The following is a 22458-nucleotide window of genomic DNA, read 5'->3' as shown; positions in this document are numbered from 1 at the left end:
TACCCTATCAGAGTCTGAAGTCTTCCCCAAGGTATACGCGCTTAACGTGTTCGTCTTGCAGTATTTCGGTTGGCGTGCCGTGTGCTATCAGATGTCCCTGACTCACAATATAGGCGCGTTCACAGACCGCCAGCGTTTCACGTACGTTATGGTCGGTGATCAGCACGCCCAGTCCGCTGTCGCGCAGGTGTTCAATGATACGTTTGATATCAATAACGGAGATCGGGTCAACGCCCGCAAATGGTTCATCCAGCAGGATAAATTTCGGATTTGCAGCCAATGCACGAGCGATTTCCACACGGCGACGTTCCCCCCCGGATAGCGACTGTCCCAGGCTGTCCCGCAGGTGTTCGATATGGAACTCTTCCATCAGTTCGTTAGCACGATCTTCGCGCTGTTCGCTGGAGAGATCGTCACGAATTTGCAGTACCGCCATCAGGTTATCAAACACGCTCAGACGACGAAAAATAGAGGCTTCCTGCGGTAAATAACCGATGCCGCGACGGGCGCGTGCATGCAGCGGCAGCAGGCTGATGTCTTCGTCATCGATGATGATGTTGCCCGCATCGCGCGGCACAATGCCCACCACCATGTAAAAGGTCGTTGTTTTGCCCGCACCGTTAGGGCCGAGCAGACCGACGATCTCCCCAGAGTTGACGGTCAGACTGACGTCTTCCACCACACGGCGGCCTTTATAGGCTTTTGCAAGGTTCTTTGCAGTTAATGTTGCCATAACGAATCAGTTACCTTTTTTCTCTGCCGGAGCTTTGGTTTTGTTTTTATCCTGCAGTTGTGACGGCACCAGAACGGTAGTGACGCGTTTGCCTTTATCGCTGAAGGCCTGCATTTTCTGCTCTTTTACCAGATAGGTAATTTTGTCGCCGGTGATGTTGCTGTCCACCTGCTCCAGATAGGCTTTACCCGTCAGCACAACGAAATCTTTTGCCAGTTCATAGTGCATCTGTAAGGCATGGCCGTTAACGGGTTTACCGTTATCCTGCATCTGGTAAAACGTTGCCGGATTGCCGTAGCCATCGATCACTTCTTTACCGTCTTCACCGCCCGGACGGGTCACGACAACCTTATCGGCATTAATTTTGATGGTGCCCTGCGTCACGATAACATTACCGGTAAATGTCACCACGTTACCCTGCATATCCAGGGACTGCTGATCCGATTCAATGTGAATCGGCTGCTCGGTATCGCCGGTGACGGCAAATGCCGGAATGCTGGCGGCCAGAAGGGAGCTGGCAAGCACAAGATTAAGGCTGAGTTTGTTTGTTTTGGATTTCATATGAGGTTCTAACCTTTTCAATCAGCTCGGCGTTCTTGCTGCGTAAATTGCCGCGCATCTTCAGTCCGCTGGAGTTAAATGTTGTTCCATACAACGTGACCAGATCGTTTGAGGTGACATCTTGCGTCACCAGGTTAATCTGCGCGTTATCGGTCGTAATTCTGCGTAGTTGAGAGTCTGCCACCAGGGCGTTGACTTCAACATGGCCATACAGATACAGCATCCGATCCTCAGTCAATTTTGCTTTATCAGCCTTGATAGACCAGGTCGGCACTTTATCCTTATCAAACGTGGTTAATACCGGTTGAGTAAACCACGAAACAGCCTGATCGGAATAATATTCAACGTGTTGAGCGATAAGTCGATAGCTCAGTGCGCCTTCCGGGCTATACACGACAGTGTCGGTATGTTCGCTCTTATAGGTCGGCTCGTTGTTATTGATTACCACCTGAGTGGTGTCGTCTTTGTCTGCCAGGTTAATACCGATCAGCACAAGGACGGCCAGCGACAGTAGAATGATAACCCAACGTCTGGTTTTGCTCATATCGATTGACCTTTGGCCTCGTCCAGTTTGCCCTGCGCCAGGAGTAATAAATCGCAGACCTCACGTACCGCGCCGCGCCCTCCATCAATGCGCGTGACATAGTCGGCACGGGGGATCAGCAGCGGGTGGGCATCCGCTACCGCCACGCTTAATCCGACTTTCGCCATCACCGGCCAGTCGATCAGATCGTCGCCGACGTATGCCACCTGTTCCGGCGCGATAGCCAGCTTGTTGAGCAGATCGTCGAAGGCGACCAGTTTGTCCGACTGTCCCTGGTACAGATGGGTAATCCCCAACGTGTTACAGCGGTCTTCTACAAGTTTAGCCTTTCGTCCGGTAATAATAGCAACCTCGATACCGGAAGTGAGCGCACAACGAATTCCGTAGCCATCACGGACGTTAAACGCCTTGAGCTCTTCGCCGTTGTTGCCCATATAAATCAGGCCATCAGACAGTACGCCATCCACATCAAGGATCAGCAGACGAATATTCTCTGCCCTGGTGATGACTTCAGCGCTGACGGGTCCATAACAGGTCGCAAGCGACGCACCTGCGTTACTCATTTCTTTTATCCTTGCGTTTCTACTCTACTTTTTACACTACGCCTGCACGCAGGAGATCATGCATATGTAACACACCGAGTAAACGGTCGCCATCAGCAACCATCACCGAGGTAATATGGCGGGATTGCATTAAATTCAGAGCGTCCACGGCAAGAATGCCCGGACGCACGCGAATGCCCCCGGGGGTCATCACGTCGGCAATCCCCAACTGGCGAACGTCAACGCCCATATCAAAGACGCGGCGTAAGTCACCATCCGTGAAGATGCCGTCGATCTTCATGGTGTCATCGCAAATGACGGTCATGCCGAGATTTTTACGCGTAATCTCAAGTAACGCATCGCGCAGGCTGGCGTTTTTATTCACATGCGGGATCTCGTCGCCCGTATGCATAATATCGTTAACGCGCAGCAAAAGCTTACGCCCCAGTGCGCCACCGGGGTGCGACAACGCAAAATCTTCCGCAGTAAAGCCGCGGGCTTTCAATAATGCCACGGCGAGCGCATCGCCCATCACCAGCGTCGCGGTTGTGCTGCTGGTCGGCGCCAGACCTAATGGGCAGGCTTCCTTGGGTACTTTAACACACAGATGCACATCTGCTGCACGCGCCATGCTGCTTTCCGGACGACCGGTCATGCAGATAAGCGGGACGTGAAGGCGTTTGAGCACCGGAATTAATGCGGCAATCTCATTGGATTCACCGGAATTAGAAATGGCGATCACCACGTCCTGCGGCGATACCATGCCCAGATCGCCGTGTGCGGCTTCACCAGGATGTACGAAAAAGGACGGCGTACCGGTACTGGCAAACGTGGCGGCCATTTTGCGCCCGATATGCCCGGATTTCCCCATTCCCATCACCACAACTTTACCCGCGCAGTTGACGATTTTCTCACAGGCGAGGGTAAAGTTCAGGTCGATGTACTGATCAAGCTCCGCCAGGCCTTCACGTTCAATAGCCAGGACTTCCTTGCCTGCTTGCTGAAAGTCAAAACCCGGTTGCAACTCTAAGTGCGACATAATGCGTTTCCAGTTATCCAACGAGAAGTGGCGATACCCAATACAGCATCGCCAGCCATATGATAAAACCGCCGGTCAGCAGCGCACCCGCGCCGCGACCAATCTGGCGCGGACGTCGCCAGCAGAGTAATGCAAAAATAACACTTACCAGTAGCATCACACTGTAGTCACGGACGAAGGCCATCGGATTGACCTCGCCCGGTGTGATCAGTGCGGGGAGTCCGAGAACGATAACAATATTAAAAATGTTGGCCCCGATGATGTTGCCGACAGCAATATCATTTTCACCCTTACGCAGGCCCGCGATAGCCGTTGCCAGCTCTGGCAGGCTGGTGCCAATCGCCACCACCGTTAATCCGATGGTGAGTTCGCTCATGGCAAAGTAATTCGCCAGTACGGTGGCGTTATCGACCACCATTCGCGTTGCCATTGGCATAATAATCAGCGCAATGCCCAGCCACAGAAAGGCGACAGGTAGTCCCCCTTCGCGCGGCAGTTCTGCCACTTGCTCCCGGGTCAGGCTGTCATTGCCTTCCCGTTCCGCCAACCGCGCGATTTTAACAATGAATAGCAGCCATAGCACGGCCAGAAGCAGAAGAAAAAAACCATCGCTGCGGCTTAGTTCCCCGTCGTACAGCACGGATGCGGCCAGAATACTGACCAGCAACATTAGCGGTAATTCGCGACGCAGAACATCAGAATGCACGGTAAAAGGGTGAATCAGCGCTGACAGGCCTAAAATCAGGAGAATATTGGTGATGTTTGAGCCGAGCGCGGTGCCGACGGCTAAATCGAGCTGCCCATTCATAGAGGCGGCAACGGAGACAATAATTTCAGGTAACGATGTGCCTATGCTGACGACGGTCATCCCAATGATGATGGGGGGAATGCCGAAGGTGCGGCATAAAATAGAGGCGGCAAATACCAGACGGTCGGCACCGTAGACCACCAGAAGTAAACCAATTATTAACAGCGCCGTCGCTAAAAGCATCTAAAGTCCTTTCTTCAGGTATACTCGCCGGTCCACGTGAAGGATCTTCTGGAAGCCGTAACGAAGTCTTAATTTTGACTTTATGCGGCTAAAAAGTAAAACAAATGCCAGCTTTCGCTAACCAGAGCGGGTAATAATCTGTAAATATGTTGGGTTCATGGCTAAATTGAGCGCCAAACTCTTCGATCAACGAGGCAATAGTAAAGGATGAATCAATGGGTCAGTCTGTGGCGAATCTAGTCGATATGCACGATGTCAGCTTTTCCCGAGGCGACCGCTGCATTTTTGATAATATTTCCCTGACGGTGCCGCGCGGCAAGATAACGGCGATCATGGGGCCATCAGGCATCGGCAAAACGACGCTGTTGCGTCTGATTGGCGGACAAATCCCCCCGGATAAGGGTGAGATCCTGTTTGATGGCGAGAACGTCCCGGCCATGTCTCGTTCGCGGTTATACACCGTGCGTAAACGTATGAGTATGCTGTTTCAATCGGGTGCGCTGTTTACCGATATGAACGTGTTCGACAACGTTGCCTATCCGCTACGTGAGCATACGACGCTACCCGCGCCGTTGCTGAAAAGCACGGTGATGATGAAGCTTGAGGCCGTTGGCCTGCGCGGTGCAGCAAAATTAATGCCTTCTGAATTATCTGGTGGGATGGCGCGACGTGCCGCACTTGCACGCGCCATTGCGCTGGAACCAGACCTGATCATGTTTGATGAGCCGTTTGTCGGTCAGGACCCCATCACCATGGGCGTGCTGGTGAAGCTGATCTCTGAACTGAACAGCACGCTGGGTGTCACCTGTGTGGTGGTGTCTCATGATGTGCCGGAGGTTCTGAGTATTGCGGATTACGCCTATATAATGGCGGATAAAAAAATTGTGGCCTACGGTAGTGCTCAGGCACTGCAAGAAAATGCCGATCCGCGTGTACGTCAGTTCCTCGATGGCATTGCTGATGGGCCGGTTCCGTTCCGCTACCCGGCGGGTGATTACCACTCCGATTTACTTAAAACAGGGAGTTAAGCCATCCATGTTGTTAAATGCGCTGGCCTCACTCGGACATCGAGGGATTAAAACCCTCAGGACGTTCGGGCGTGCCGGATTAATGTTGTTCAATGCGGTAGTCGGCAAGCCGGAGTTTCGCAAACATGCGCCGCTTCTGATCCGTCAACTCTATAATGTCGGCGTCTTATCGATGCTGATTATTATCGTTTCTGGCGTGTTCATCGGTATGGTGTTGGGGCTGCAGGGATACCTGGTTCTGACGACCTACAGTGCGGAAACCAGTCTTGGTATGCTGGTGGCGCTTTCGCTGCTGCGTGAACTGGGACCGGTTGTGGCGGCGCTGCTGTTCGCCGGGCGAGCCGGGTCGGCCTTAACCGCAGAAATTGGTCTGATGCGGGCAACCGAACAGCTTTCCAGTATGGAAATGATGGCGGTTGATCCCCTGCGTCGGGTGATATCCCCACGCTTTTGGGCGGGGGTGATTTCACTGCCGCTGCTGACGATTATTTTTGTCGCGGTAGGTATCTGGGGCGGTTCACTGGTCGGCGTAAGCTGGAAAGGTATTGATGCAGGCTTTTTCTGGTCTGCGATGCAAAATGCCGTCGACTGGCGCCTGGACCTGGTCAACTGTTTAATTAAGAGCGTGGTGTTCGCCATTACGGTCACATGGATTGCATTGTTCAATGGTTATGATGCAATCCCGACCTCTGCCGGGATTAGCCGGGCAACGACACGTACCGTTGTGCACGCCTCTCTTGCCGTTCTGGGGCTGGATTTTGTGCTGACCGCACTGATGTTTGGGAATTGAGTTCATGCAAACGAAAAAAAATGAAATTTGGGTCGGGTTATTCCTGTTGGTTGCGCTGCTGGCGGCGCTGTTCGTCTGCCTGAAAGCAGCTAACGTCACTTCTATGCGTACTGAGCCGACCTACACGATTTATGCGACCTTTGATAACATTGGCGGCTTGAGAGAACGCTCTCCGGTGCGGATTGGCGGGGTAGTTGTTGGACGCGTGTCGGACATTTCGTTGGATCCGAAATCGTACCTGCCGCGTGTGACGCTGGAGATTGAATCGCGCTTTAACCAGATTCCAGATACCAGTTCGCTGAGTATCCGCACTTCCGGTCTGCTGGGTGAGCAATATCTGGCATTGAACGTCGGTTTTGAGGATCCTGAACTGGGAACCGCTATTCTCAAGGATGGTGATACGATCCAGGACACCAAATCGGCGATGGTGCTGGAAGATATGATTGGTCAGTTCCTTTACAACAGTAACAGTAAAGGCGATGACAATAAGAATTCTGGCGATGCGCCGACTGCGGCTCAGGGTAATAATGAAGCCACCACGCCTGCGGGCGCGACGAAATAATCTCAGGAGAATCGACATATGTTTAAACGATTGATGATGGTGGCTATGCTGGTCATTGCTCCACTTAGCGCAGCAACGGCAGCGGATCAAGCCAACCCTTACAAACAGATGGATGAGGCGGCGCAGAAAACCTTCGACCGTCTGAAGAACGAACAGCCGAAAATCCGTTCTAACCCGGATTACCTGCGTGATATCGTCGATCAGGAGCTGTTGCCGTACGTGCAGGTGAAATATGCCGGCGCGCTGGTGCTGGGTCGTTATTACAAAGAAGCGACGCCTGCACAACGTGACGCGTATTTTGCTGCGTTTCGTGAGTACCTGAAACAGGCCTACGGCCAGGCGCTGGCGATGTACCATGGCCAGACTTATCAGATTGCCCCGGAACAACCGCTGGGTGACGCGACCATCGTGCCGATCCGTGTCACCATTATCGATCCGAATGGCCGTCCTCCGGTACGTCTGGATTTCCAGTGGCGTAAAAACTCCCAGACCGGTCACTGGCAGGCGTATGACATGATCGCCGAAGGCGTCAGCATGATCACCACCAAACAAAATGAGTGGAGTGACCTGCTGCGGACCAAAGGTATTGATGGCCTGACGGCGCAACTGAAATCTATTTCTCAGCAGAAAATCACCCTGGAAGAGAAAAAATAATGACGCAGTCACTCGCCTGGGCGCGTGAAGGTGACAAGTTGTTGCTGGTGGGGGAACTGGATCAGGACGTGTTAAACCCATTATGGGATGCGCGTGTTGAAGCGATGAAAGGGGTTACCTGCATCGATCTGAGCCAGGTTTCCCGGGTTGATACCGGTGGACTGGCACTGCTGGTCCATCTTATTGACCAGGGCAAGAGGCAGGGGAACCGTGTTGTACTCAGCGGTGTGAACGATAAGGTTTATACGCTGGCAAAGCTTTACAATCTGCCTGACGATGTCCTTCCGCGTTAATTTTTTGTAGGCCGGATAAGGTCTTGTGCCGCCATCCGGCAAACCCCCTGAGGGGGTAGCAGCCACTAAAGCCTTGTCTGATTTATCGGCGAGGCTTTTTGCTTATTTATGACAGCGCAACTTTGCTCTAAGATGTTGGGCTGTTTTCACTATCTGACGAATGAAGAGCCCATGGAAAATAATGAAATTCAGAGCGTGCTGATGAACGCACTCTCCCTCCAGGAAGTCCACGTCTCTGGCGATGGCAGTCACTTTCAGGTTATTGCCGTGGGTGAGATGTTTGACGGCATGAGCCGGGTCAAGAAGCAGCAATCGGTCTATGGCCCATTGATGGAGTACATTGCGGACAACCGCATTCATGCCGTGTCGATCAAAGCATTTACCCCAGCGGAATGGGCACGCGATCGCAAACTTAACGGTTTTTGAGCTACGGGTGATGCGCCGGTAGCGAATATGAATTCTTAACAGAGAACAGAATAATGGATAAGTTTCGTGTACAGGGGCCGACTAAGCTCCAGGGCGAAGTCACAATTTCAGGCGCTAAAAACGCCGCACTGCCAATCCTGTTTGCGGCATTGCTGGCAGAAGAACCTGTCGAAATCCAAAACGTCCCGAAACTGAAGGACGTTGATACCTCGATGAAGCTGCTGAGTCAGCTGGGCGCAAAGGTTGAACGTAACGGTTCCGTGCACATTGATGCTCGCGATGTTAACGTCTTCTGCGCGCCATACGACCTGGTAAAAACCATGCGCGCGTCCATCTGGGCGCTGGGTCCGCTGGTGGCTCGCTTTGGTCAGGGCCAGGTATCACTGCCGGGCGGCTGCACGATTGGCGCGCGTCCGGTTGACCTGCACATTACCGGTCTGGAGCAGTTAGGGGCGACCATCAAGCTGGAAGAAGGCTATGTGAAGGCGTCCGTTGATGGTCGTCTGAAAGGCGCGCACATCGTGATGGATAAAGTGAGCGTCGGCGCGACGGTCACTATCATGTGTGCGGCTACGCTTGCCGAAGGTACGACCATCATCGAGAACGCCGCGCGCGAGCCGGAAATCGTTGATACCGCGAACTTCCTGATTGCACTGGGTGCGAAGATCACCGGTCAGGGCACCGATCGTATCACCATCGAGGGCGTTGAGCGTCTCGGTGGCGGCGTGTATCGCGTTCTGCCAGACCGTATTGAAACCGGGACGTTCCTGGTGGCAGCGGCGATTTCTCGCGGCAAAATCATCTGCCATAACGCACAACCGGACACGCTGGATGCCGTTCTGGCGAAACTGCGTGATGCAGGTGCGGATATTGAAGTCGGGGCAGACTGGATTAGCCTCGACATGCACGGCAAGCGTCCGAAAGCGGTCAATGTGCGCACTGCTCCGCATCCGGCGTTCCCGACTGACATGCAGGCACAGTTCACGCTGCTGAATCTGGTGGCAGAAGGCACCGGTTTCATCACGGAGACCGTGTTTGAAAACCGCTTCATGCACGTGCCTGAACTTAGCCGTATGGGCGCTCACGCGGAGATTGAAAGCAATACCGTGATTTGTCACGGCGTTGAAACGCTCTCCGGCGCGCAGGTGATGGCAACGGATCTGCGTGCGTCAGCAAGCCTGGTACTGGCAGGCTGTATTGCAGAAGGCACCACGGTAGTTGATCGCATTTATCACATCGATCGCGGCTATGAGCGCATCGAAGATAAGCTGCGTGCGCTGGGCGCAAATATCGAGCGCGTGAAAGGCGAGTAATAGTCAACGTGTCTAGTGACCCCTTGGTTTTTGCTCAGGGGTCACTGTTCAGCACTTCACTCGAGGGGCATTTTCTCTTTACGCACTCTCATCATCCGTGTTCTGTCGATGAATTCATGCGTCTTTGCGTCGTGATATCGTGACGGCCAAATTACCCAGGGTTCCGTGCCTAGCGCTTTCGCGATAATGACTTCTCCTTTTGGCCATGGACGAGTTAACGCATTTGCCAGCGTTGATGAACTCAACCCATTTCTCCGCGACTCTGCGGCCATTGAGGTCCCTTTCTTGCGCAGTCCTGCGATGATATCAGCTGGATGCCAGTCAATGAGTTTGCTTTCCATACGTCCCTTTCTCCTTTGGTTCACCACTTATGGTTTAACAATTAGCCAGTAGTGACACTATACTCGCGGAGAACGAATGTTCTAAAATGTTCGTGTAAAGGGTTTGTATATTCAGAATAAACCAAGATTTTTTCTAGTGTTATGTAAAATTGTTGTGTTTATTGGAATTTACTGGAATGTAAAAAATCCCGTGCAGTGCACGGGATGATGTTATACGAAGAAAGGTGAGGAAAGGATTAACGGTCGCGCTGTACGGCGATATGTGCCAGGCCAATCAGGGCTTCTTTCCATTGCGTTTCAGGGAGTACCTGAAGCGCGGCGATGGCCTTGTCGGCCTCTTCTTCTGCACGCTGGCGGGTCCATTCCAGCGAGCCGCAGGCGTTCATGGCCTCCAGAACCGGCTCCAGAAGATGACGCCCGTTTCCTTGCTCGATAGCCTGACGAATCATTTGCGCCTGTTCTGGGGTACCGTGGCGCATCGCATGCAGCAGCGGCAGCGTCGGTTTCCCTTCGTTGAGATCGTCGCCCACGTTTTTACCCAGTTGCTCGCCGTCTGCGCTGTAATCGAGTAAGTCGTCGATTAACTGGAAAGCTGTGCCAAGATAGCGGCCATAATCCTGCAAGCCTTTCTCTTGTTCTTCGCTGCAGCCGGCAAGAATACCAGAGCACTGTGCTGCCGCTTCAAACAGGCGCGCTGTCTTGCTGTAGATGACGCGCATGTAGTTTTCTTCGGTAATGTCAGGGTCGTTGACGTTCATCAATTGCAGAACTTCACCCTCAGCAATGACGTTCACTGCCTTAGACATCACTTCCAGCACTTTCAGTGAGCCAAGGCTGGTCATCATCTGAAAGGCGCGGGTATAGATAAAATCGCCGACCAGTACGCTGGCTGCATTACCAAACGCTGCGTTTGCCGTTGCTTTCCCACGGCGCATGTCGGATTCATCCACCACATCGTCATGAAGCAGGGTTGCGGTGTGGATAAACTCGATTAGGGCCGCGATCGTAACGTGGGCGTTTTCCTGATAGCCAACGGCGCGAGCAGCAAGTACGGCGATCATTGGGCGAATGCGTTTTCCGCCGCCGCTGATGATGTAGTACCCCAACTGATTGATCAGCTGGACGTCGGAATTGAGCTGTTCAAGGATTGTCGCATTGACACCCGCCATATCTTGCGCGGTTAACTCATTGATTTTTTCTAAATTCATCGCAAAAGCCGGGCTTCTCGCCCCGATTACCTCACTGTATGGCAAGGTAACTACGGGTTTAGGGTTAGAAATATATGCTGATTGTACTGAAAAAACGCCACAGATAAACGTTACCATACACGTTGTGTTTTTTTTCTGCATGTATTGACGGTAGCACTTGTCAAAGGCTCGCGTTTTGCGTAATATTCGCGCCCTATTGTGAATATTTATAGCGCACTCTGAATCATCAAAAAGGTGTGCGCGGAAGCGGAGTTTTTTATGTACGCGGTTTTCCAAAGTGGTGGTAAACAACACCGAGTAAGCGAAGGTCAGACCGTTCGCCTGGAAAAGCTGGACATCGCAACTGGCGAATCTGTTGAATTCGCAGAAGTTCTGATGATCGCAAACGGTGAAGAAGTCAAAATCGGCGTTCCTTTCGTTGATGGCGGCGTTATCAAAGCTGAAGTTGTTGCTCACGGTCGTGGCGAGAAAGTTAAAATTGTTAAGTTTCGTCGTCGTAAACACTACCGTAAGCAGCAGGGCCATCGTCAGTGGTTCACTGATGTGAAAATCACTGGCATCAGCGCTTAAGTTAAGAGGAGCAGATTAAATGGCACATAAAAAGGCTGGCGGCTCGACTCGTAACGGTCGCGATTCAGAAGCTAAACGTCTGGGCGTAAAACGCTTTGGCGGCGAAACAGTTCTGGCAGGTAGCATCATCGTTCGTCAACGTGGTACTCAGTTCCACGCTGGTTCTAACGTGGGCTGCGGCAAAGACCACACTCTGTTTGCTAAAGCAGACGGTAAAGTGAAATTCGAAGTGAAAGGCCCGAAAAACCGTCGTTTCATCAGCATTGTTGCTGAATAAGTTTTTCGCGTCCCGGTAACGGATGAAAGCCCCGCAACGTGTTGCGGGGCTTTTTACATTCGATGGCCGGTAAATATGCTCGTCTCGCCGTGACAACCCGGAAACGAGCTCTTGCAGGGAATACGGCATGAAGCAGCAGGCAGGTATTGGTATTCTTTTAGCGCTGACGACGGCAGTCTGTTGGGGCGCTTTACCAATAGCGATGAAGCAAGTGCTGGAGGTGATGGAGCCTCCTACGGTAGTGTTCTACCGTTTTTTAATGGCAAGTATTGGCCTTGGGGCGATTCTTGCGGTTAAAAAAAAGCTCCCGCCATTGCGTATTTTTCGCAAAGCGCGTTGGTTGGTACTGTTGGCAATCGCCACCGGTGGGCTGTTTGGTAACTTCATTCTGTTTAGTTCATCTTTGCAATATTTGAGCCCAACGACTTCGCAGGTTATCGGACAATTGTCACCGGTTGGCATGATGGTCGCCAGCGTCTTTATCCTGAAGGAAAAGATGCGCGGTACGCAGATTATTGGCGCCATAATGCTGCTGAGTGGACTGGTGATGTTTTTTAATACCAGTCTGATCGAGATTTTTACCAAACTCACTGATTACACCTGGGGTGTGATCTTTGGTGTGGGTGCGGCGACGGTCTGGGTGAGCTATGGGGTTGCGCAAAAGGTGTTATTGCGTCGCCTGGCATCACAGCAGATCCTGTTTTTACTGTACACTTTATGTACGCTCGCGTTGTTGCCGCTGGCTAAACCCGGTGTGATAACGCAGCTCAGCGACTGGCAGCTGGCTTGCCTGATATTCTGCGGCCTGAATACGCTGGTAGGATACGGCGCACTTGCGGAAGCAATGGCGCGCTGGCAGGCGGCTCAGGTGAGCGCCATTATTACGCTCACACCGCTGTTTACGTTATTATTTTCAGATTTATTATCACTGGCCTGGCCCGATTTCTTCGCCAGACCGATGCTAAACCTTTTAGGTTATCTCGGTGCGTTTATCGTGGTTGCGGGCGCGATGTATTCCGCCATTGGTCATCGTATTTGGGGCGGTTTACGTAAGCATGAAACGGTGGTTTCGCAACCCCGCTCAGGCGAATGATTTACGGAGAGTAAAATGAAGTTTGTTGATGAAGCATCGATTCTGGTCGTTGCAGGTGATGGCGGTAATGGTTGCGTCAGCTTCCGCCGCGAAAAGTACATCCCGAGAGGCGGTCCGGACGGCGGTGATGGTGGTGATGGTGGTGACGTCTGGCTGGAAGCCGACGAAAACCTGAACACGCTGATCGATTACCGCTTCGAAAAATCGTTCCGTGCGGAACGTGGTCAGAATGGCGCGAGCCGTGATTGCACCGGTAAGCGTGGTAAAGACGTTACGATTAAAGTGCCTGTCGGTACGCGTGTGATCGATCAGGGCACGGGCGAAACCATGGGCGACATGACCAAGCACGGTCAGCGTCTGATGGTCGCTAAAGGCGGCTGGCACGGTCTGGGTAACACCCGTTTCAAATCCTCGGTCAACCGTACTCCGCGTCAGAAAACAATGGGTACGCCGGGCGATAAACGCGATCTGATGCTGGAGCTGATGCTGTTAGCGGATGTCGGTATGCTGGGTATGCCAAACGCCGGTAAATCAACGTTTATCCGTGCGGTCTCTGCAGCGAAACCGAAAGTGGCGGATTATCCGTTCACCACGCTGGTGCCGAGTCTGGGCGTTGTGCGTATGGACAACGAAAAGAGCTTTGTGGTTGCTGACATCCCGGGTCTGATTGAAGGCGCTGCGGAAGGCGCGGGTCTGGGGATCCGATTTCTGAAGCACCTGGAGCGTTGCCGCGTCCTGCTGCACCTCATCGATATCGATCCGATTGACGGTTCAGATCCGGTAGAAAACGCCCGTATTATTATTGGCGAACTGGAGAAATACAGTCAGGATCTGGCCTCCAAGCCGCGTTGGTTAGTGTTCAACAAAATTGATTTGATGGACAAAGACGAAGCGGAAGAGAAAGCGAAAGCGATCGCTGAAGCGCTGGGCTGGGAAGGTAAATATTACCTGATCTCTGCTGCCAGTCAGTTGGGCGTGAAGGATCTTTGCTGGGATGTGATGACGTTTATCATTGAGAACCCAATTGTTCAGGCTGAAGAAGCGAAGCAGCCAGAGAAAGTGGAGTTCATGTGGGACGATTATCACCGTCAGCAGCTCGCTGAAGTCGAAGACGAAGCGGAAGATGACTGGGATGAAGATTGGGACGAAGACGACGAAGAAGGCGTTGAGTTCATCTACAAGCGTTAATCCTGGTGCCGGATGGCGACGCGATTGCGTCTTATCCGGCCAACAATATCAACGGACCGCAAATGCGGCCCGTTTTGTTATGTGCGCTGTAGGTCGGATACGCGCAAGCGCTATCCGACAGCATCACCGTCAGTTGTTCTGATAAATATCTTTGTACAACCGGCTTTCAAAGCGTACCAGCGGGATACGGCGGTTACGCTGGTCAGCGGGTTCTACCGCATAGCCAGACAGATACTGTACAAACGCCATGCGTTGCCCGCTTGCCGTGGTAATGAATCCTGCAAGGTTATACACTCCCTGTAACGAGCCGGTCTTCGCGGAGACTTTGCCATCCACGCCAGCCTGATGCAGACCCGCACGGTATTGCAGAGAGCCGTCATGGCCTGCCAGCGGCAGCATCGTAATAAAGTTCAGCTCGTTGTCATGCTGTGCGATGTACTGCAGCACCTGCATCATGGTGGCAGGCGCAATCAGGTTGTGGCGAGAGAGGCCGGATCCGTCGGCAATGATCGTGTTACCAATATCGACACCCGCCTGCTGGCGCAGGATCTGGCGTACGGCATCGGAACCTGCGCGCCAGGTGCCAGGGACATTAAATCGCGCGTGGCCGATCATACGAAAAACGGTGTCAGCAATCATGTTGTCCGACTTTTTCAGCATAATCTTAAGCAGGTCATGTAAAGGTGCTGACTGCTTGCTGGCGACAACGGTACCCGGCTCGTTGACTTGCGTCTGGCGAAGCAGCGTACCGCTGTAGGCGATACCCGCTTGTTTCAGCTCATCTTTAATAATTGCCCCGGCATAGCTGGCGCCGTCCTGAATGGCAAACGCCAGCGGCAGTGGGTCGGTGCGCTGGGGCAGACAACCGGTTAGCGTGAAGCGGTTTAAATCGCCAGGAACGACATCCAGTTCACAATATTGCGCTTCTGCAGAACCACGTGCGAGGGTGCGAACCTGGCTGAACATGGTTACCGGGTAGTATGATGCCACGCGAATAAAGGCGAGATCGTTAGGTTTTTGCGCACTGTAAAGTGACACCGAGAAGCAGTTACGATCAACAATCGCTGCCGCAGGCGGTGCGCTAAAACACTGCGTCATGTCGTTCCAGGGCCAGCCAGGTGCTTTATCATGACTGGCGAAAATGGACGTGTCGATGAGGACATTTCCGGCAATTTGCGTCACGCCTGATTTTTTCAGGGTTGCTACCATATTGCGAATATCCTGACGTTTTAGCGTCGGATCGGCACCAAATCGCGCCACCAAGTCGCCTTTCAATACCCCGCCTTCCACGCGACCTTTGGTTTCTAACGTAGTAGTAAAACGGAAGTCCGGCCCAAGTTGGATCAAGGCCGCCAGGGCGGTGATGACTTTTTGGGTGCTGGCGGGTAGGGCCATTTGTTGGCTATGGTAATCAATAGCAGGCGTCGGAGCCCCAACCTTCTGTACCATAAGGGCGAGGTTGGCCCCGGCAGGGAGCTGGTTGATATACTCGTCAACATTCGCAGCCTGAACGCTGAACGCCGCAATACTGGCAGTCAATCCGATGGTAAATCTGGGAAATCGCATAATCTCGCGCTAACAACCTGGAAACAGGCCGTCATACTACGGCGCAACGCCCCAAAAAGTAAACGATGACCCATAGGGAACTCCAGGGTAAAATGATCATCAAATAGAGAATTGTAGCTGACCTGGGTCCTCGGGCCCGGGTCGGTATTTTTTTGCTTCTGACTCTGGCATCGCGTTTGCCAGGGTGGGCTTAGCAGCCGGGGTGAGGACAACCGCCCCCTACAGGAATGTTCAAGAGGTATAACAAATGCAAGCTATCCCGATGACCTTACGTGGTGCTGAAAAACTGCGTGAAGAGCTGGATTTTCTGAAATCTGTGCGCCGCCCTGAAATCATTGCCGCGATCGCCGATGCGCGTGAACACGGTGACTTGAAAGAGAACGCGGAGTACCACGCGGCCCGTGAACAGCAGGGATTCTGCGAAGGACGCATTAAAGATATCGAAGCTAAGCTGTCTAACGCGCAGGTTATCGACGTCACTAAAATGCCGAACAATGGCCGTGTCGTTTTCGGTGCAACGGTGACCGTTCTGAATCTTGATAACGATGAAGAACAGACCTGGCGCATCGTAGGTGATGACGAAGCCGATTTTAAACAGAACCTGATTTCAGTTAACTCGCCTATTGCTCGTGGCCTGATTGGCAAAGAGCAGGATGACGTGGTGGTTATCAAAACGCCGGGCGGTGAAGTGGAATATGAAGTGGTGAAAGTAGAATACCTGTAATTCGCATCTTGGTTAAGATGTTGATACATTGTAAAGAAAGGAAAAAGGCCGCATAGCGGCCTTTTATCAACGAAGAGAGCGTGGCATTTTGCTCTCCTGCTAGCGGAAATTCCCGCGTTTTACACAAACTACGTGTTCAACTTTGGGATATTCTTAGCGTGGCAGCGAGATTTTACGTTCTTTAGTCGGGCGATACAGTACCAGCGTTTTGCCGATGACCTGTACGTTACAGGCGCCGGTTTCGCGTACGATAGCTTCCACGATCAAGGTTTTGTTATCGCGATCTTCCGAGGCGATTTTCACCTTGATAAGTTCATGGTGCTCTAGCGCTTGTTCAATCTCGGCCAGTACCCCTTCGGTCAAACCATTATTGCCAAGCATGACTACAGGCTTGAGCGGATGTGCCAGACCTTTCAGGTGCTGTTTTTGTTTAGTACTCAGATTCATCGTATATTTTTGCTTAGGTTGGGATTGAAAACGGGTCATTCTACCGCCATCTCCCATATATCACCAAATAGCAGTGTAGAAATTTACACCATTGGTTACGATGAACTGCCCGATGGGAAAGTAAAATGACAGGTAAAAAGCGTTCTGCCAGCTCAAGCCGCTGGCTTCAGGAACACTTTAGCGATAAATATGTTCAGCAGGCACAGAAAAAGGGGTTACGTTCCCGTGCCTGGTTTAAACTTGATGAAATACAGCAAAGTGACAAAATTTTTAAACCGGGGATGACGATAGTTGACCTCGGCGCTGCACCCGGTGGCTGGTCGCAATACGCGGTTACGCAGATCGGAAACAGCGGCCGCATTATCGCTTGCGATCTTTTACCTATGGATCCAATCGTTGGTGTGGACTTCCTTCAGGGCGACTTTCGTGATGAATTAGTCCTGAAAGCGTTACTTGAGCGCGTAGGTGACAGTAAAGTACAAGTTGTCATGTCCGATATGGCACCAAATATGTGTGGAACACCGGCGGTGGACATTCCCCGGGCCATGTATTTGGTAGAGCTGGCGCTTGGAATGGCTCGTGATGTATTAGCGCCAGGTGGTAGTTTTGTAGTTAAGGTGTTCCAGGGCGAAGGCTTCGATGAGTATCTAAGAGAGATTCGCTCCCTGTTTACGAAGGTCAAAGTTCGTAAGCCGGACTCTTCCCGCGCTCGTTCGCGTGAAGTGTACATTGTAGCGACCGGGCGTAAACCATAACCGGCAGATTTTAAACGAAAGTTTGAAAGACGCTGGATATAGAGTATCCTGACGCTGTTTTTAACACAGTTGTAATAAGAGGTTAATCCCTTGAGTGACATGGCGAAAAACCTAATACTCTGGCTGGTCATTGCCGTTGTGCTGATGTCAGTATTCCAGAGCTTTGGGCCCAGCGAGTCTAATGGCCGTAAGGTGGATTACTCTACCTTCCTGCAAGAGGTCAATCAGGACCAGGTTCGTGAAGCGCGTATCAACGGACGTGAGATTAACGTTACCAAGAAAGACAGTAACCGTTACACGACCTACATCCCGGTTAACGATCCGAAGCTGCTTGATAACCTGCTGACCAAAAACGTCAAGGTTGTTGGCGAGCCGCCTGAAGAGCCGAGCCTGCTGGCTTCTATCTTCATTTCCTGGTTCCCAATGCTGCTGCTGATTGGTGTCTGGATCTTCTTCATGCGTCAAATGCAGGGCGGGGGTGGCAAAGGCGCCATGTCGTTCGGTAAGAGTAAAGCGCGCATGCTGACGGAAGATCAGATCAAAACCACTTTTGCCGACGTTGCAGGTTGTGACGAAGCGAAAGAAGAGGTGGCTGAGCTGGTTGAGTACCTGCGCGAACCGAGCCGTTTCCAGAAGCTGGGCGGTAAGATCCCGAAAGGCGTCCTGATGGTCGGCCCTCCGGGTACCGGTAAAACCCTGTTGGCAAAAGCCATCGCGGGTGAAGCGAAGGTTCCATTCTTCACAATTTCTGGTTCTGACTTCGTGGAAATGTTTGTGGGTGTCGGCGCATCTCGTGTGCGTGACATGTTCGAACAGGCCAAGAAAGCAGCACCGTGCATCATCTTTATCGATGAAATCGACGCCGTCGGCCGCCAACGTGGCGCGGGTCTGGGCGGTGGTCACGATGAACGTGAGCAGACGCTGAACCAGATGCTGGTTGAGATGGATGGCTTCGAAGGTAACGAAGGTATCATCGTTATCGCGGCAACTAACCGTCCGGACGTTCTTGACCCTGCGCTGTTGCGTCCAGGTCGCTTTGACCGTCAGGTGGTTGTAGGTCTGCCGGATGTTCGTGGTCGTGAGCAGATTCTGAAAGTGCATATGCGTCGCGTACCGCTGTCTCCGGACATCGATGCGGCAATTATTGCCCGCGGTACGCCTGGTTTCTCCGGTGCAGACCTGGCGAACCTGGTGAACGAAGCAGCGTTGTTCGCTGCCCGTGGTAACAAGCGCGTTGTATCGATGGTTGAGTTCGAGAAAGCGAAAGACAAAATCATGATGGGTGCGGAACGTCGCTCCATGGTGATGACGGAAGCGCAGAAAGAATCTACCGCGTACCACGAAGCAGGCCACGCGATTATCGGTCGCCTGGTACCGGAACACGATCCGGTGCACAAAGTAACGATTATTCCACGCGGTCGTGCGTTGGGTGTGACCTTCTTCCTGCCGGAAGGCGATGCAATCAGCGCTAGCCGTCAGAAACTGGAAAGTCAGATCTCTACGCTGTACGGCGGTCGTTTGGCTGAAGAGATTATCTACGGTGCTGAACATGTTTCTACCGGCGCGTCGAACGACATTAAAGTCGCGACTAACCTGGCACGTAATATGGTGACGCAGTGGGGCTTCTCTGAAAAGCTGGGTCCGTTGCTGTACGCGGAAGAAGAAGGCGAAGTGTTCCTCGGTCGTTCTGTTGCTAAAGCAAAACATATGTCCGATGAAACCGCGCGCATTATCGATCAGGAAGTTAAATTGCTGATTGAACGTAACTACGAGCGTGCTCGTCGTCTTCTGAACGATAACCTGGACATTCTGCACTCGATGAAAGATGCGCTCATGAAATATGAGACCATCGATGCACCGCAGATTGACGATCTGATGGCTCGCCGCGATGTGCGTCCGCCAGCAGGTTGGGAAGAGTCAGGTACGTCTAACAACTCTGGCAATAATGGCACCCCAAGTGCGCCGCGTCCGGTTGATGAACCGACCTCGCCGAATCCGGGTAACATGTCAGAGCAGTTAGGTGACAAATAAGTTATCGTTGCTGATGACCGTGCTTTAATTGAAAACCCTGGGGCTTGCTCCGGGGTTTTTTTATTTATCAACTTATACCCAATGAATTTCGAGTTGCATCAAGGCGGCGACGTAGGGAATCCCCAGGAGCGTACATCAGTACGTGACTGGGGTGAGCGAGGACAAACCGGCTATGCCGGTTTGAACAGCGCTTGCGCTGGCCCCGAAGGGGTGAGGCCGAAGGCCGAATAAAGCTAACGCAGATGCAGCTTGAAAGACGATGGGTATATACCAGGGATAACACTATGAAACTCTTTGCTCAGGGTTCTTCGCTGGATCTCAGCCATCCCCACGTCATGGGGATTTTAAACGTCACGCCGGACTCTTTTTCCGATGGCGGCGCGCACAACACCTTGGTTGAGGCGGTGAAACACGCCAATCTGATGATTAACGCCGGGGCGACTATCATTGATGTGGGTGGCGAATCCACGCGGCCGGGGGCGGCAGACGTCAGCGTAGAAGAAGAACTGGAACGGGTGATCCCGGTCGTTGAGGCCATTGCCCAACGCTTTGAGGTGTGGATCTCGGTGGATACCTCAAAACCGGAGGTGATTCGTGAATGTGCCCGAGTCGGTGCGCATATCATTAATGATATTCGCTCCCTGACAGAACCAGGTGCACTGGAAGCTGCGGCGGAAACTGGATTACCCGTGTGTCTGATGCATATGCAGGGGCAGCCGAAGACCATGCAGGAAGCGCCAAAGTACGAAGATGTTTTTGCTGAGGTAAATCGCTACTTTGTTGAGCAAATAGCACGTTGTGAAAGGGCTGGGATCGCAAAAGATAAATTGTTGCTCGACCCGGGATTCGGTTTCGGTAAAAATCTTACCCACAACTACACATTACTGGCACGCCTGGCAGAGTTTCATCATTTTAATCTGCCGCTGCTGGTCGGGATGTCACGAAAATCAATGATTGGTCAGTTACTGAACGTGGGGCCATCTGAACGTTTGAGCGGAAGCCTGGCATGTGCGGTGATTGCTGCCATGCAGGGCGCGCAGATTATTCGTGTCCATGACGTCAAAGAAACCGTAGAAGCGATGCGTGTGGTGGAAGCCACATTGTCTGCAAAGGAAAAAAAACGCTATGAGTAATCGTAAATATTTTGGCACTGACGGTATCCGCGGTCGCGTTGGCGATACCCCAATTACGCCTGATTTTGTGCTTAAACTGGGCTGGGCGGCAGGAAAAGTGCTGGCACGTCATGGTTCACGTAAAATTATTATCGGTAAAGATACGCGTATTTCTGGCTATATGCTGGAGTCAGCGCTGGAGGCTGGTTTGGCCGCAGCGGGCCTGTCTGCTTCATTCACCGGGCCAATGCCAACCCCCGCGGTTGCGTATCTGACGCGCGCTTTCCGCGCCGAAGCAGGGATTGTCATCTCTGCCTCGCACAACCCGTTTTATGATAACGGAATTAAGTTCTTCTCCATCGACGGGACCAAATTGCCTGACTCCGTTGAAGAAGCTATCGAAGCCGAGATGGAAAAGCCGCTCACTTGTGTGGACTCTGCTGAACTGGGGAAAGCCAGCCGTATTGTCGATGCTGCGGGCCGCTATATCGAATTTTGCAAAGGTACGTTCCCGAACGAGCTGAGCCTGAACGAGCTAAAAATCGTGGTGGATTGTGCGAACGGCGCGACGTATCACATTGCGCCAAATGTACTCCGTGAACTGGGCGCAAATGTCATTGCGATTGGCTGTGAGCCGGATGGCGTCAACATCAATGAAGAAGTGGGTGCGACCGACGTTCGTGCGCTGCAGGCGCGCGTGATTGCAGAAAAAGCCGATCTGGGTATTGCGCTGGATGGTGATGGCGACCGCGTGATCATGGTGGACCACGAAGGTAATAAGGTCGATGGCGATCAGATCATGTATATCATTGCCCGTGAAGCGTTACGTCAGGGGCAACTGCGTGGTGGTGCTGTCGGTACGCTGATGAGCAACATGGGTCTCGAGCTGGCGCTGAAGCAGCTGGGTATTCCCTTTGCTCGGGCGAAAGTGGGTGACCGCTACGTGCTGGAAAAAATGCAGGAAAAAGGCTGGCGCATCGGGGCTGAAAACTCAGGGCACGTGATCCTGCTGGATAAAACCACCACCGGTGACGGTATTGTGGCGGGTCTGCAGGTGCTGGCAGCAATGGTACGTAACCATATGAGTTTGCACGACCTGTGCAGCGGTATGAAAATGTTCCCACAACTGCTGGTTAACGTTCGCTTTACCGCCGGTAGCGGCGATCCGCTGGAACATGAAACCGTGAAAGCGGTGATGGCGGACGTTGAAGCGGCGTTGGGTAACCGAGGTCGTGTTCTGCTGCGTAAATCAGGTACTGAGCCGTTAATCCGTGTGATGGTTGAAGGCGAAGATGAAGCGCAGGTTACTGAGTTCGCGCACCGTATTGCAGATGCGGTGAAAGCCGTATAACTCCTGAAGTTTGAGAGCCGGAGTCCGAGACTCCGGCTTTTTTTTATCCTACTGAAAGTGCCTGTTTGCGTCGATGCTGCCAGAAGTAGCCCCCGGCCATCATCAGCACAAGAGCAGCCAGCCACGGCAGGACCGCCAGCAAATGCCCTGAACGGGAAAATGTCAGGGCAATCATCAACAACCACCCTCCCAGCATTGGAATTGCGGTACGTTTAACAATATCCACTGGCGATACGCCTGCGATCCCGGCAATGGCAATGATCACGCCAGCGATCGGCGATAACGTCCGGCCAATACCCGCCGAAATCTGAATAGGTAG

At 52.5% G+C, this 22458-nt stretch carries 26 protein-coding genes and 1 pseudogene; 16 read left to right on the top strand and 11 right to left on the bottom strand.

The window, feature by feature from the left end; all coding sequences use genetic code 11:
• Positions 1-7 precede the first annotated feature (7 nt).
• The 6 genes from lptB to FDX01_RS17365 are packed head-to-tail and all read right to left on the bottom strand — an operon-like array spanning position 8 to position 4410.
• Complete coding sequence (gene lptB, locus FDX01_RS17390; RefSeq protein WP_040234138.1) at positions 8-733, bottom strand: LPS export ABC transporter ATP-binding protein; 726 nt, start codon at positions 731-733, stop codon at positions 8-10.
• Between the two features lie 6 nt (positions 734-739).
• On the bottom strand, positions 740-1294 hold the full coding sequence (lptA, locus tag FDX01_RS17385) for a lipopolysaccharide ABC transporter substrate-binding protein LptA (protein ID WP_115257377.1): 555 nt from the start codon (positions 1292-1294) through the stop codon (positions 740-742).
• Positions 1263-1838, bottom strand: coding sequence for an LPS export ABC transporter periplasmic protein LptC (gene lptC / locus FDX01_RS17380; protein WP_115257378.1), 576 nt, complete (start codon positions 1836-1838; stop codon positions 1263-1265). The genes lptA and lptC overlap by 32 nt, the downstream gene beginning before the upstream one ends.
• Positions 1835-2401: a 3-deoxy-manno-octulosonate-8-phosphatase KdsC gene (gene kdsC / locus FDX01_RS17375; RefSeq protein WP_115257379.1), complete on the bottom strand. Its 567-nt coding sequence runs from the start codon at positions 2399-2401 to the stop codon at positions 1835-1837. The genes lptC and kdsC overlap by 4 nt, the downstream gene beginning before the upstream one ends.
• Before the next feature lie 31 nt (positions 2402-2432).
• Positions 2433-3419: an arabinose-5-phosphate isomerase KdsD gene (gene kdsD / locus FDX01_RS17370; RefSeq protein WP_096755505.1), complete on the bottom strand. Its 987-nt coding sequence runs from the start codon at positions 3417-3419 to the stop codon at positions 2433-2435.
• 13 nt (positions 3420-3432) lie between these two features.
• Positions 3433-4410, bottom strand: a complete 978-nt coding sequence (locus FDX01_RS17365) for a calcium/sodium antiporter (protein WP_096755506.1) — start codon at positions 4408-4410, stop codon at positions 3433-3435.
• A gap of 215 nt (positions 4411-4625) precedes the next feature.
• Between FDX01_RS17365 and mlaF the strand changes: the two genes are divergently transcribed.
• From mlaF to murA, 7 genes are all read left to right on the top strand, one after another.
• A complete protein-coding gene (mlaF, locus tag FDX01_RS17360; RefSeq protein WP_115257381.1) occupies positions 4626-5438 on the top strand; it encodes a phospholipid ABC transporter ATP-binding protein MlaF in 813 nt (270 codons plus the stop codon).
• 7 nt (positions 5439-5445) lie between these two features.
• Entirely contained in the window at positions 5446-6228 is a 783-nt protein-coding gene (gene mlaE / locus FDX01_RS17355) for a lipid asymmetry maintenance ABC transporter permease subunit MlaE (protein WP_045448070.1), read from the top strand.
• 4 nt (positions 6229-6232) lie between these two features.
• Positions 6233-6790 (top strand): outer membrane lipid asymmetry maintenance protein MlaD, encoded by a 558-nt coding sequence (gene mlaD, locus FDX01_RS17350; protein ID WP_115259895.1) that lies wholly within the window; start codon positions 6233-6235, stop codon positions 6788-6790.
• An 18-nt stretch (positions 6791-6808) separates the two neighbouring features.
• Positions 6809-7444, top strand: a complete 636-nt coding sequence (gene mlaC / locus FDX01_RS17345) for a phospholipid-binding protein MlaC (protein ID WP_115257382.1) — start codon at positions 6809-6811, stop codon at positions 7442-7444.
• Positions 7444-7737: a lipid asymmetry maintenance protein MlaB gene (gene mlaB, locus FDX01_RS17340; RefSeq protein ID WP_096755509.1), complete on the top strand. Its 294-nt coding sequence runs from the start codon at positions 7444-7446 to the stop codon at positions 7735-7737. Before mlaC ends, mlaB begins: the two co-directional genes overlap by 1 nt.
• A 171-nt stretch (positions 7738-7908) precedes the next feature.
• Positions 7909-8163: a BolA family iron metabolism protein IbaG gene (gene ibaG, locus FDX01_RS17335; RefSeq protein ID WP_005121314.1), complete on the top strand. Its 255-nt coding sequence runs from the start codon at positions 7909-7911 to the stop codon at positions 8161-8163.
• 53 nt (positions 8164-8216) lie between these two features.
• The gene (gene murA, locus FDX01_RS17330; protein ID WP_096755510.1) at positions 8217-9476 is read left to right on the top strand and encodes a UDP-N-acetylglucosamine 1-carboxyvinyltransferase; all 1260 of its coding nucleotides are present in this window, start codon (positions 8217-8219) and stop codon (positions 9474-9476) included.
• A gap of 56 nt (positions 9477-9532) precedes the next feature.
• Here murA and sfsB read toward each other — a convergent pair whose 3' ends face one another.
• Together sfsB and ispB are read right to left on the bottom strand one after the other, a co-directional pair.
• The gene (gene sfsB, locus FDX01_RS17325; protein WP_115257384.1) at positions 9533-9817 is read right to left on the bottom strand and encodes a DNA-binding transcriptional regulator SfsB; all 285 of its coding nucleotides are present in this window, start codon (positions 9815-9817) and stop codon (positions 9533-9535) included.
• A gap of 236 nt (positions 9818-10053) precedes the next feature.
• Positions 10054-11025, bottom strand: coding sequence for an octaprenyl diphosphate synthase (gene ispB / locus FDX01_RS17320; RefSeq protein ID WP_115257385.1), 972 nt, complete (start codon positions 11023-11025; stop codon positions 10054-10056).
• Positions 11026-11283: 258 nt separating this feature from the next.
• On the opposite strand from ispB, the gene rplU reads away from it, so the two are divergent.
• The 4 genes from rplU (at position 11284) to cgtA (ending at position 14153) form a co-directional block, all read left to right on the top strand.
• Positions 11284-11595 (top strand): 50S ribosomal protein L21, encoded by a 312-nt coding sequence (rplU, locus tag FDX01_RS17315; protein ID WP_003025032.1) that lies wholly within the window; start codon positions 11284-11286, stop codon positions 11593-11595.
• 19 nt (positions 11596-11614) lie between these two features.
• Positions 11615-11872, top strand: coding sequence for a 50S ribosomal protein L27 (gene rpmA / locus FDX01_RS17310; RefSeq protein WP_096755516.1), 258 nt, complete (start codon positions 11615-11617; stop codon positions 11870-11872).
• A 127-nt stretch (positions 11873-11999) separates the two neighbouring features.
• Positions 12000-12965, top strand: a complete 966-nt coding sequence (locus FDX01_RS17305) for a DMT family transporter (protein ID WP_096755517.1) — start codon at positions 12000-12002, stop codon at positions 12963-12965.
• Positions 12966-12980: 15 nt separating this feature from the next.
• Positions 12981-14153 carry an Obg family GTPase CgtA gene (cgtA, locus tag FDX01_RS17300; protein ID WP_096755518.1) on the top strand — a complete coding sequence of 391 codons (1173 nt, stop codon included), beginning with the start codon at positions 12981-12983 and terminating at the stop codon, positions 14151-14153.
• Between the two features lie 129 nt (positions 14154-14282).
• Here cgtA and dacB read toward each other — a convergent pair whose 3' ends face one another.
• Entirely contained in the window at positions 14283-15719 is a 1437-nt protein-coding gene (gene dacB / locus FDX01_RS17295; protein ID WP_135911329.1) for a serine-type D-Ala-D-Ala carboxypeptidase, read from the bottom strand.
• A 247-nt stretch (positions 15720-15966) separates the two neighbouring features.
• Between dacB and greA the strand changes: the two genes are divergently transcribed.
• Entirely contained in the window at positions 15967-16443 is a 477-nt protein-coding gene (gene greA, locus FDX01_RS17290; RefSeq protein ID WP_096755520.1) for a transcription elongation factor GreA, read from the top strand.
• A 153-nt stretch (positions 16444-16596) separates the two neighbouring features.
• On the opposite strand, the gene yhbY is transcribed toward greA, so the two are convergent.
• Complete coding sequence (gene yhbY / locus FDX01_RS17280; RefSeq protein WP_096755522.1) at positions 16597-16890, bottom strand: ribosome assembly RNA-binding protein YhbY; 294 nt, start codon at positions 16888-16890, stop codon at positions 16597-16599.
• Positions 16891-17015: 125 nt separating this feature from the next.
• Between yhbY and rlmE the strand changes: the two genes are divergently transcribed.
• From rlmE to glmM, 4 genes are all read left to right on the top strand, one after another.
• Positions 17016-17645 carry a 23S rRNA (uridine(2552)-2'-O)-methyltransferase RlmE gene (gene rlmE, locus FDX01_RS17275; RefSeq protein WP_004106110.1) on the top strand — a complete coding sequence of 210 codons (630 nt, stop codon included), beginning with the start codon at positions 17016-17018 and terminating at the stop codon, positions 17643-17645.
• A 99-nt stretch (positions 17646-17744) separates the two neighbouring features.
• The gene (gene ftsH / locus FDX01_RS17270) at positions 17745-19676 is read left to right on the top strand and encodes an ATP-dependent zinc metalloprotease FtsH (RefSeq protein WP_115257388.1); all 1932 of its coding nucleotides are present in this window, start codon (positions 17745-17747) and stop codon (positions 19674-19676) included.
• 284 nt (positions 19677-19960) lie between these two features.
• Positions 19961-20809 (top strand): dihydropteroate synthase, encoded by an 849-nt coding sequence (folP, locus tag FDX01_RS17265; protein WP_096755524.1) that lies wholly within the window; start codon positions 19961-19963, stop codon positions 20807-20809.
• Positions 20802-22139, top strand: a complete 1338-nt coding sequence (gene glmM, locus FDX01_RS17260; protein WP_115257390.1) for a phosphoglucosamine mutase — start codon at positions 20802-20804, stop codon at positions 22137-22139. Before folP ends, glmM begins: the two co-directional genes overlap by 8 nt.
• Positions 22140-22182: 43 nt before the next feature.
• Here glmM and FDX01_RS23930 read toward each other — a convergent pair.
• Positions 22183-22458, bottom strand: a pseudogene (locus tag FDX01_RS23930) (C4-dicarboxylate ABC transporter); the annotation flags it as partial.

Origin of the sequence: Citrobacter sp. wls613, assembly GCF_005281195.1 — a bacterium.
Taxonomy (GTDB): domain Bacteria; phylum Pseudomonadota; class Gammaproteobacteria; order Enterobacterales; family Enterobacteriaceae; genus Citrobacter; species Citrobacter gillenii.
This window is presented reverse-complemented; position numbering and strand designations above follow the sequence as displayed.

Coding starts and splice junctions, on each gene's coding strand:
- rlmE (WP_004106110.1), top strand. CDS start 17,016: ATGACAGGTAAAAAGCGTTCTGCCAGCTCAAGCCGCTGGCTTCAGGAA.
- ibaG (WP_005121314.1), top strand. CDS start 7,909: ATGGAAAATAATGAAATTCAGAGCGTGCTGATGAACGCACTCTCCCTC.
- FDX01_RS17305 (WP_096755517.1), top strand. CDS start 12,000: ATGAAGCAGCAGGCAGGTATTGGTATTCTTTTAGCGCTGACGACGGCA.
- sfsB (WP_115257384.1), bottom strand. CDS start 9,817: ATGGAAAGCAAACTCATTGACTGGCATCCAGCTGATATCATCGCAGGA.
- mlaD (WP_115259895.1), top strand. CDS start 6,233: ATGCAAACGAAAAAAAATGAAATTTGGGTCGGGTTATTCCTGTTGGTT.
- murA (WP_096755510.1), top strand. CDS start 8,217: ATGGATAAGTTTCGTGTACAGGGGCCGACTAAGCTCCAGGGCGAAGTC.
- dacB (WP_135911329.1), bottom strand. CDS start 15,719: ATGCGATTTCCCAGATTTACCATCGGATTGACTGCCAGTATTGCGGCG.
- mlaE (WP_045448070.1), top strand. CDS start 5,446: ATGTTGTTAAATGCGCTGGCCTCACTCGGACATCGAGGGATTAAAACC.
- glmM (WP_115257390.1), top strand. CDS start 20,802: ATGAGTAATCGTAAATATTTTGGCACTGACGGTATCCGCGGTCGCGTT.
- mlaC (WP_115257382.1), top strand. CDS start 6,809: ATGTTTAAACGATTGATGATGGTGGCTATGCTGGTCATTGCTCCACTT.
- greA (WP_096755520.1), top strand. CDS start 15,967: ATGCAAGCTATCCCGATGACCTTACGTGGTGCTGAAAAACTGCGTGAA.
- lptA (WP_115257377.1), bottom strand. CDS start 1,294: ATGAAATCCAAAACAAACAAACTCAGCCTTAATCTTGTGCTTGCCAGC.
- yhbY (WP_096755522.1), bottom strand. CDS start 16,890: ATGAATCTGAGTACTAAACAAAAACAGCACCTGAAAGGTCTGGCACAT.
- ispB (WP_115257385.1), bottom strand. CDS start 11,025: ATGAATTTAGAAAAAATCAATGAGTTAACCGCGCAAGATATGGCGGGT.
- mlaB (WP_096755509.1), top strand. CDS start 7,444: ATGACGCAGTCACTCGCCTGGGCGCGTGAAGGTGACAAGTTGTTGCTG.
- kdsC (WP_115257379.1), bottom strand. CDS start 2,401: ATGAGTAACGCAGGTGCGTCGCTTGCGACCTGTTATGGACCCGTCAGC.
- kdsD (WP_096755505.1), bottom strand. CDS start 3,419: ATGTCGCACTTAGAGTTGCAACCGGGTTTTGACTTTCAGCAAGCAGGC.
- mlaF (WP_115257381.1), top strand. CDS start 4,626: ATGGGTCAGTCTGTGGCGAATCTAGTCGATATGCACGATGTCAGCTTT.
- cgtA (WP_096755518.1), top strand. CDS start 12,981: ATGAAGTTTGTTGATGAAGCATCGATTCTGGTCGTTGCAGGTGATGGC.
- lptB (WP_040234138.1), bottom strand. CDS start 733: ATGGCAACATTAACTGCAAAGAACCTTGCAAAAGCCTATAAAGGCCGC.
- rpmA (WP_096755516.1), top strand. CDS start 11,615: ATGGCACATAAAAAGGCTGGCGGCTCGACTCGTAACGGTCGCGATTCA.
- folP (WP_096755524.1), top strand. CDS start 19,961: ATGAAACTCTTTGCTCAGGGTTCTTCGCTGGATCTCAGCCATCCCCAC.
- ftsH (WP_115257388.1), top strand. CDS start 17,745: ATGGCGAAAAACCTAATACTCTGGCTGGTCATTGCCGTTGTGCTGATG.
- FDX01_RS17365 (WP_096755506.1), bottom strand. CDS start 4,410: ATGCTTTTAGCGACGGCGCTGTTAATAATTGGTTTACTTCTGGTGGTC.
- rplU (WP_003025032.1), top strand. CDS start 11,284: ATGTACGCGGTTTTCCAAAGTGGTGGTAAACAACACCGAGTAAGCGAA.
- lptC (WP_115257378.1), bottom strand. CDS start 1,838: ATGAGCAAAACCAGACGTTGGGTTATCATTCTACTGTCGCTGGCCGTC.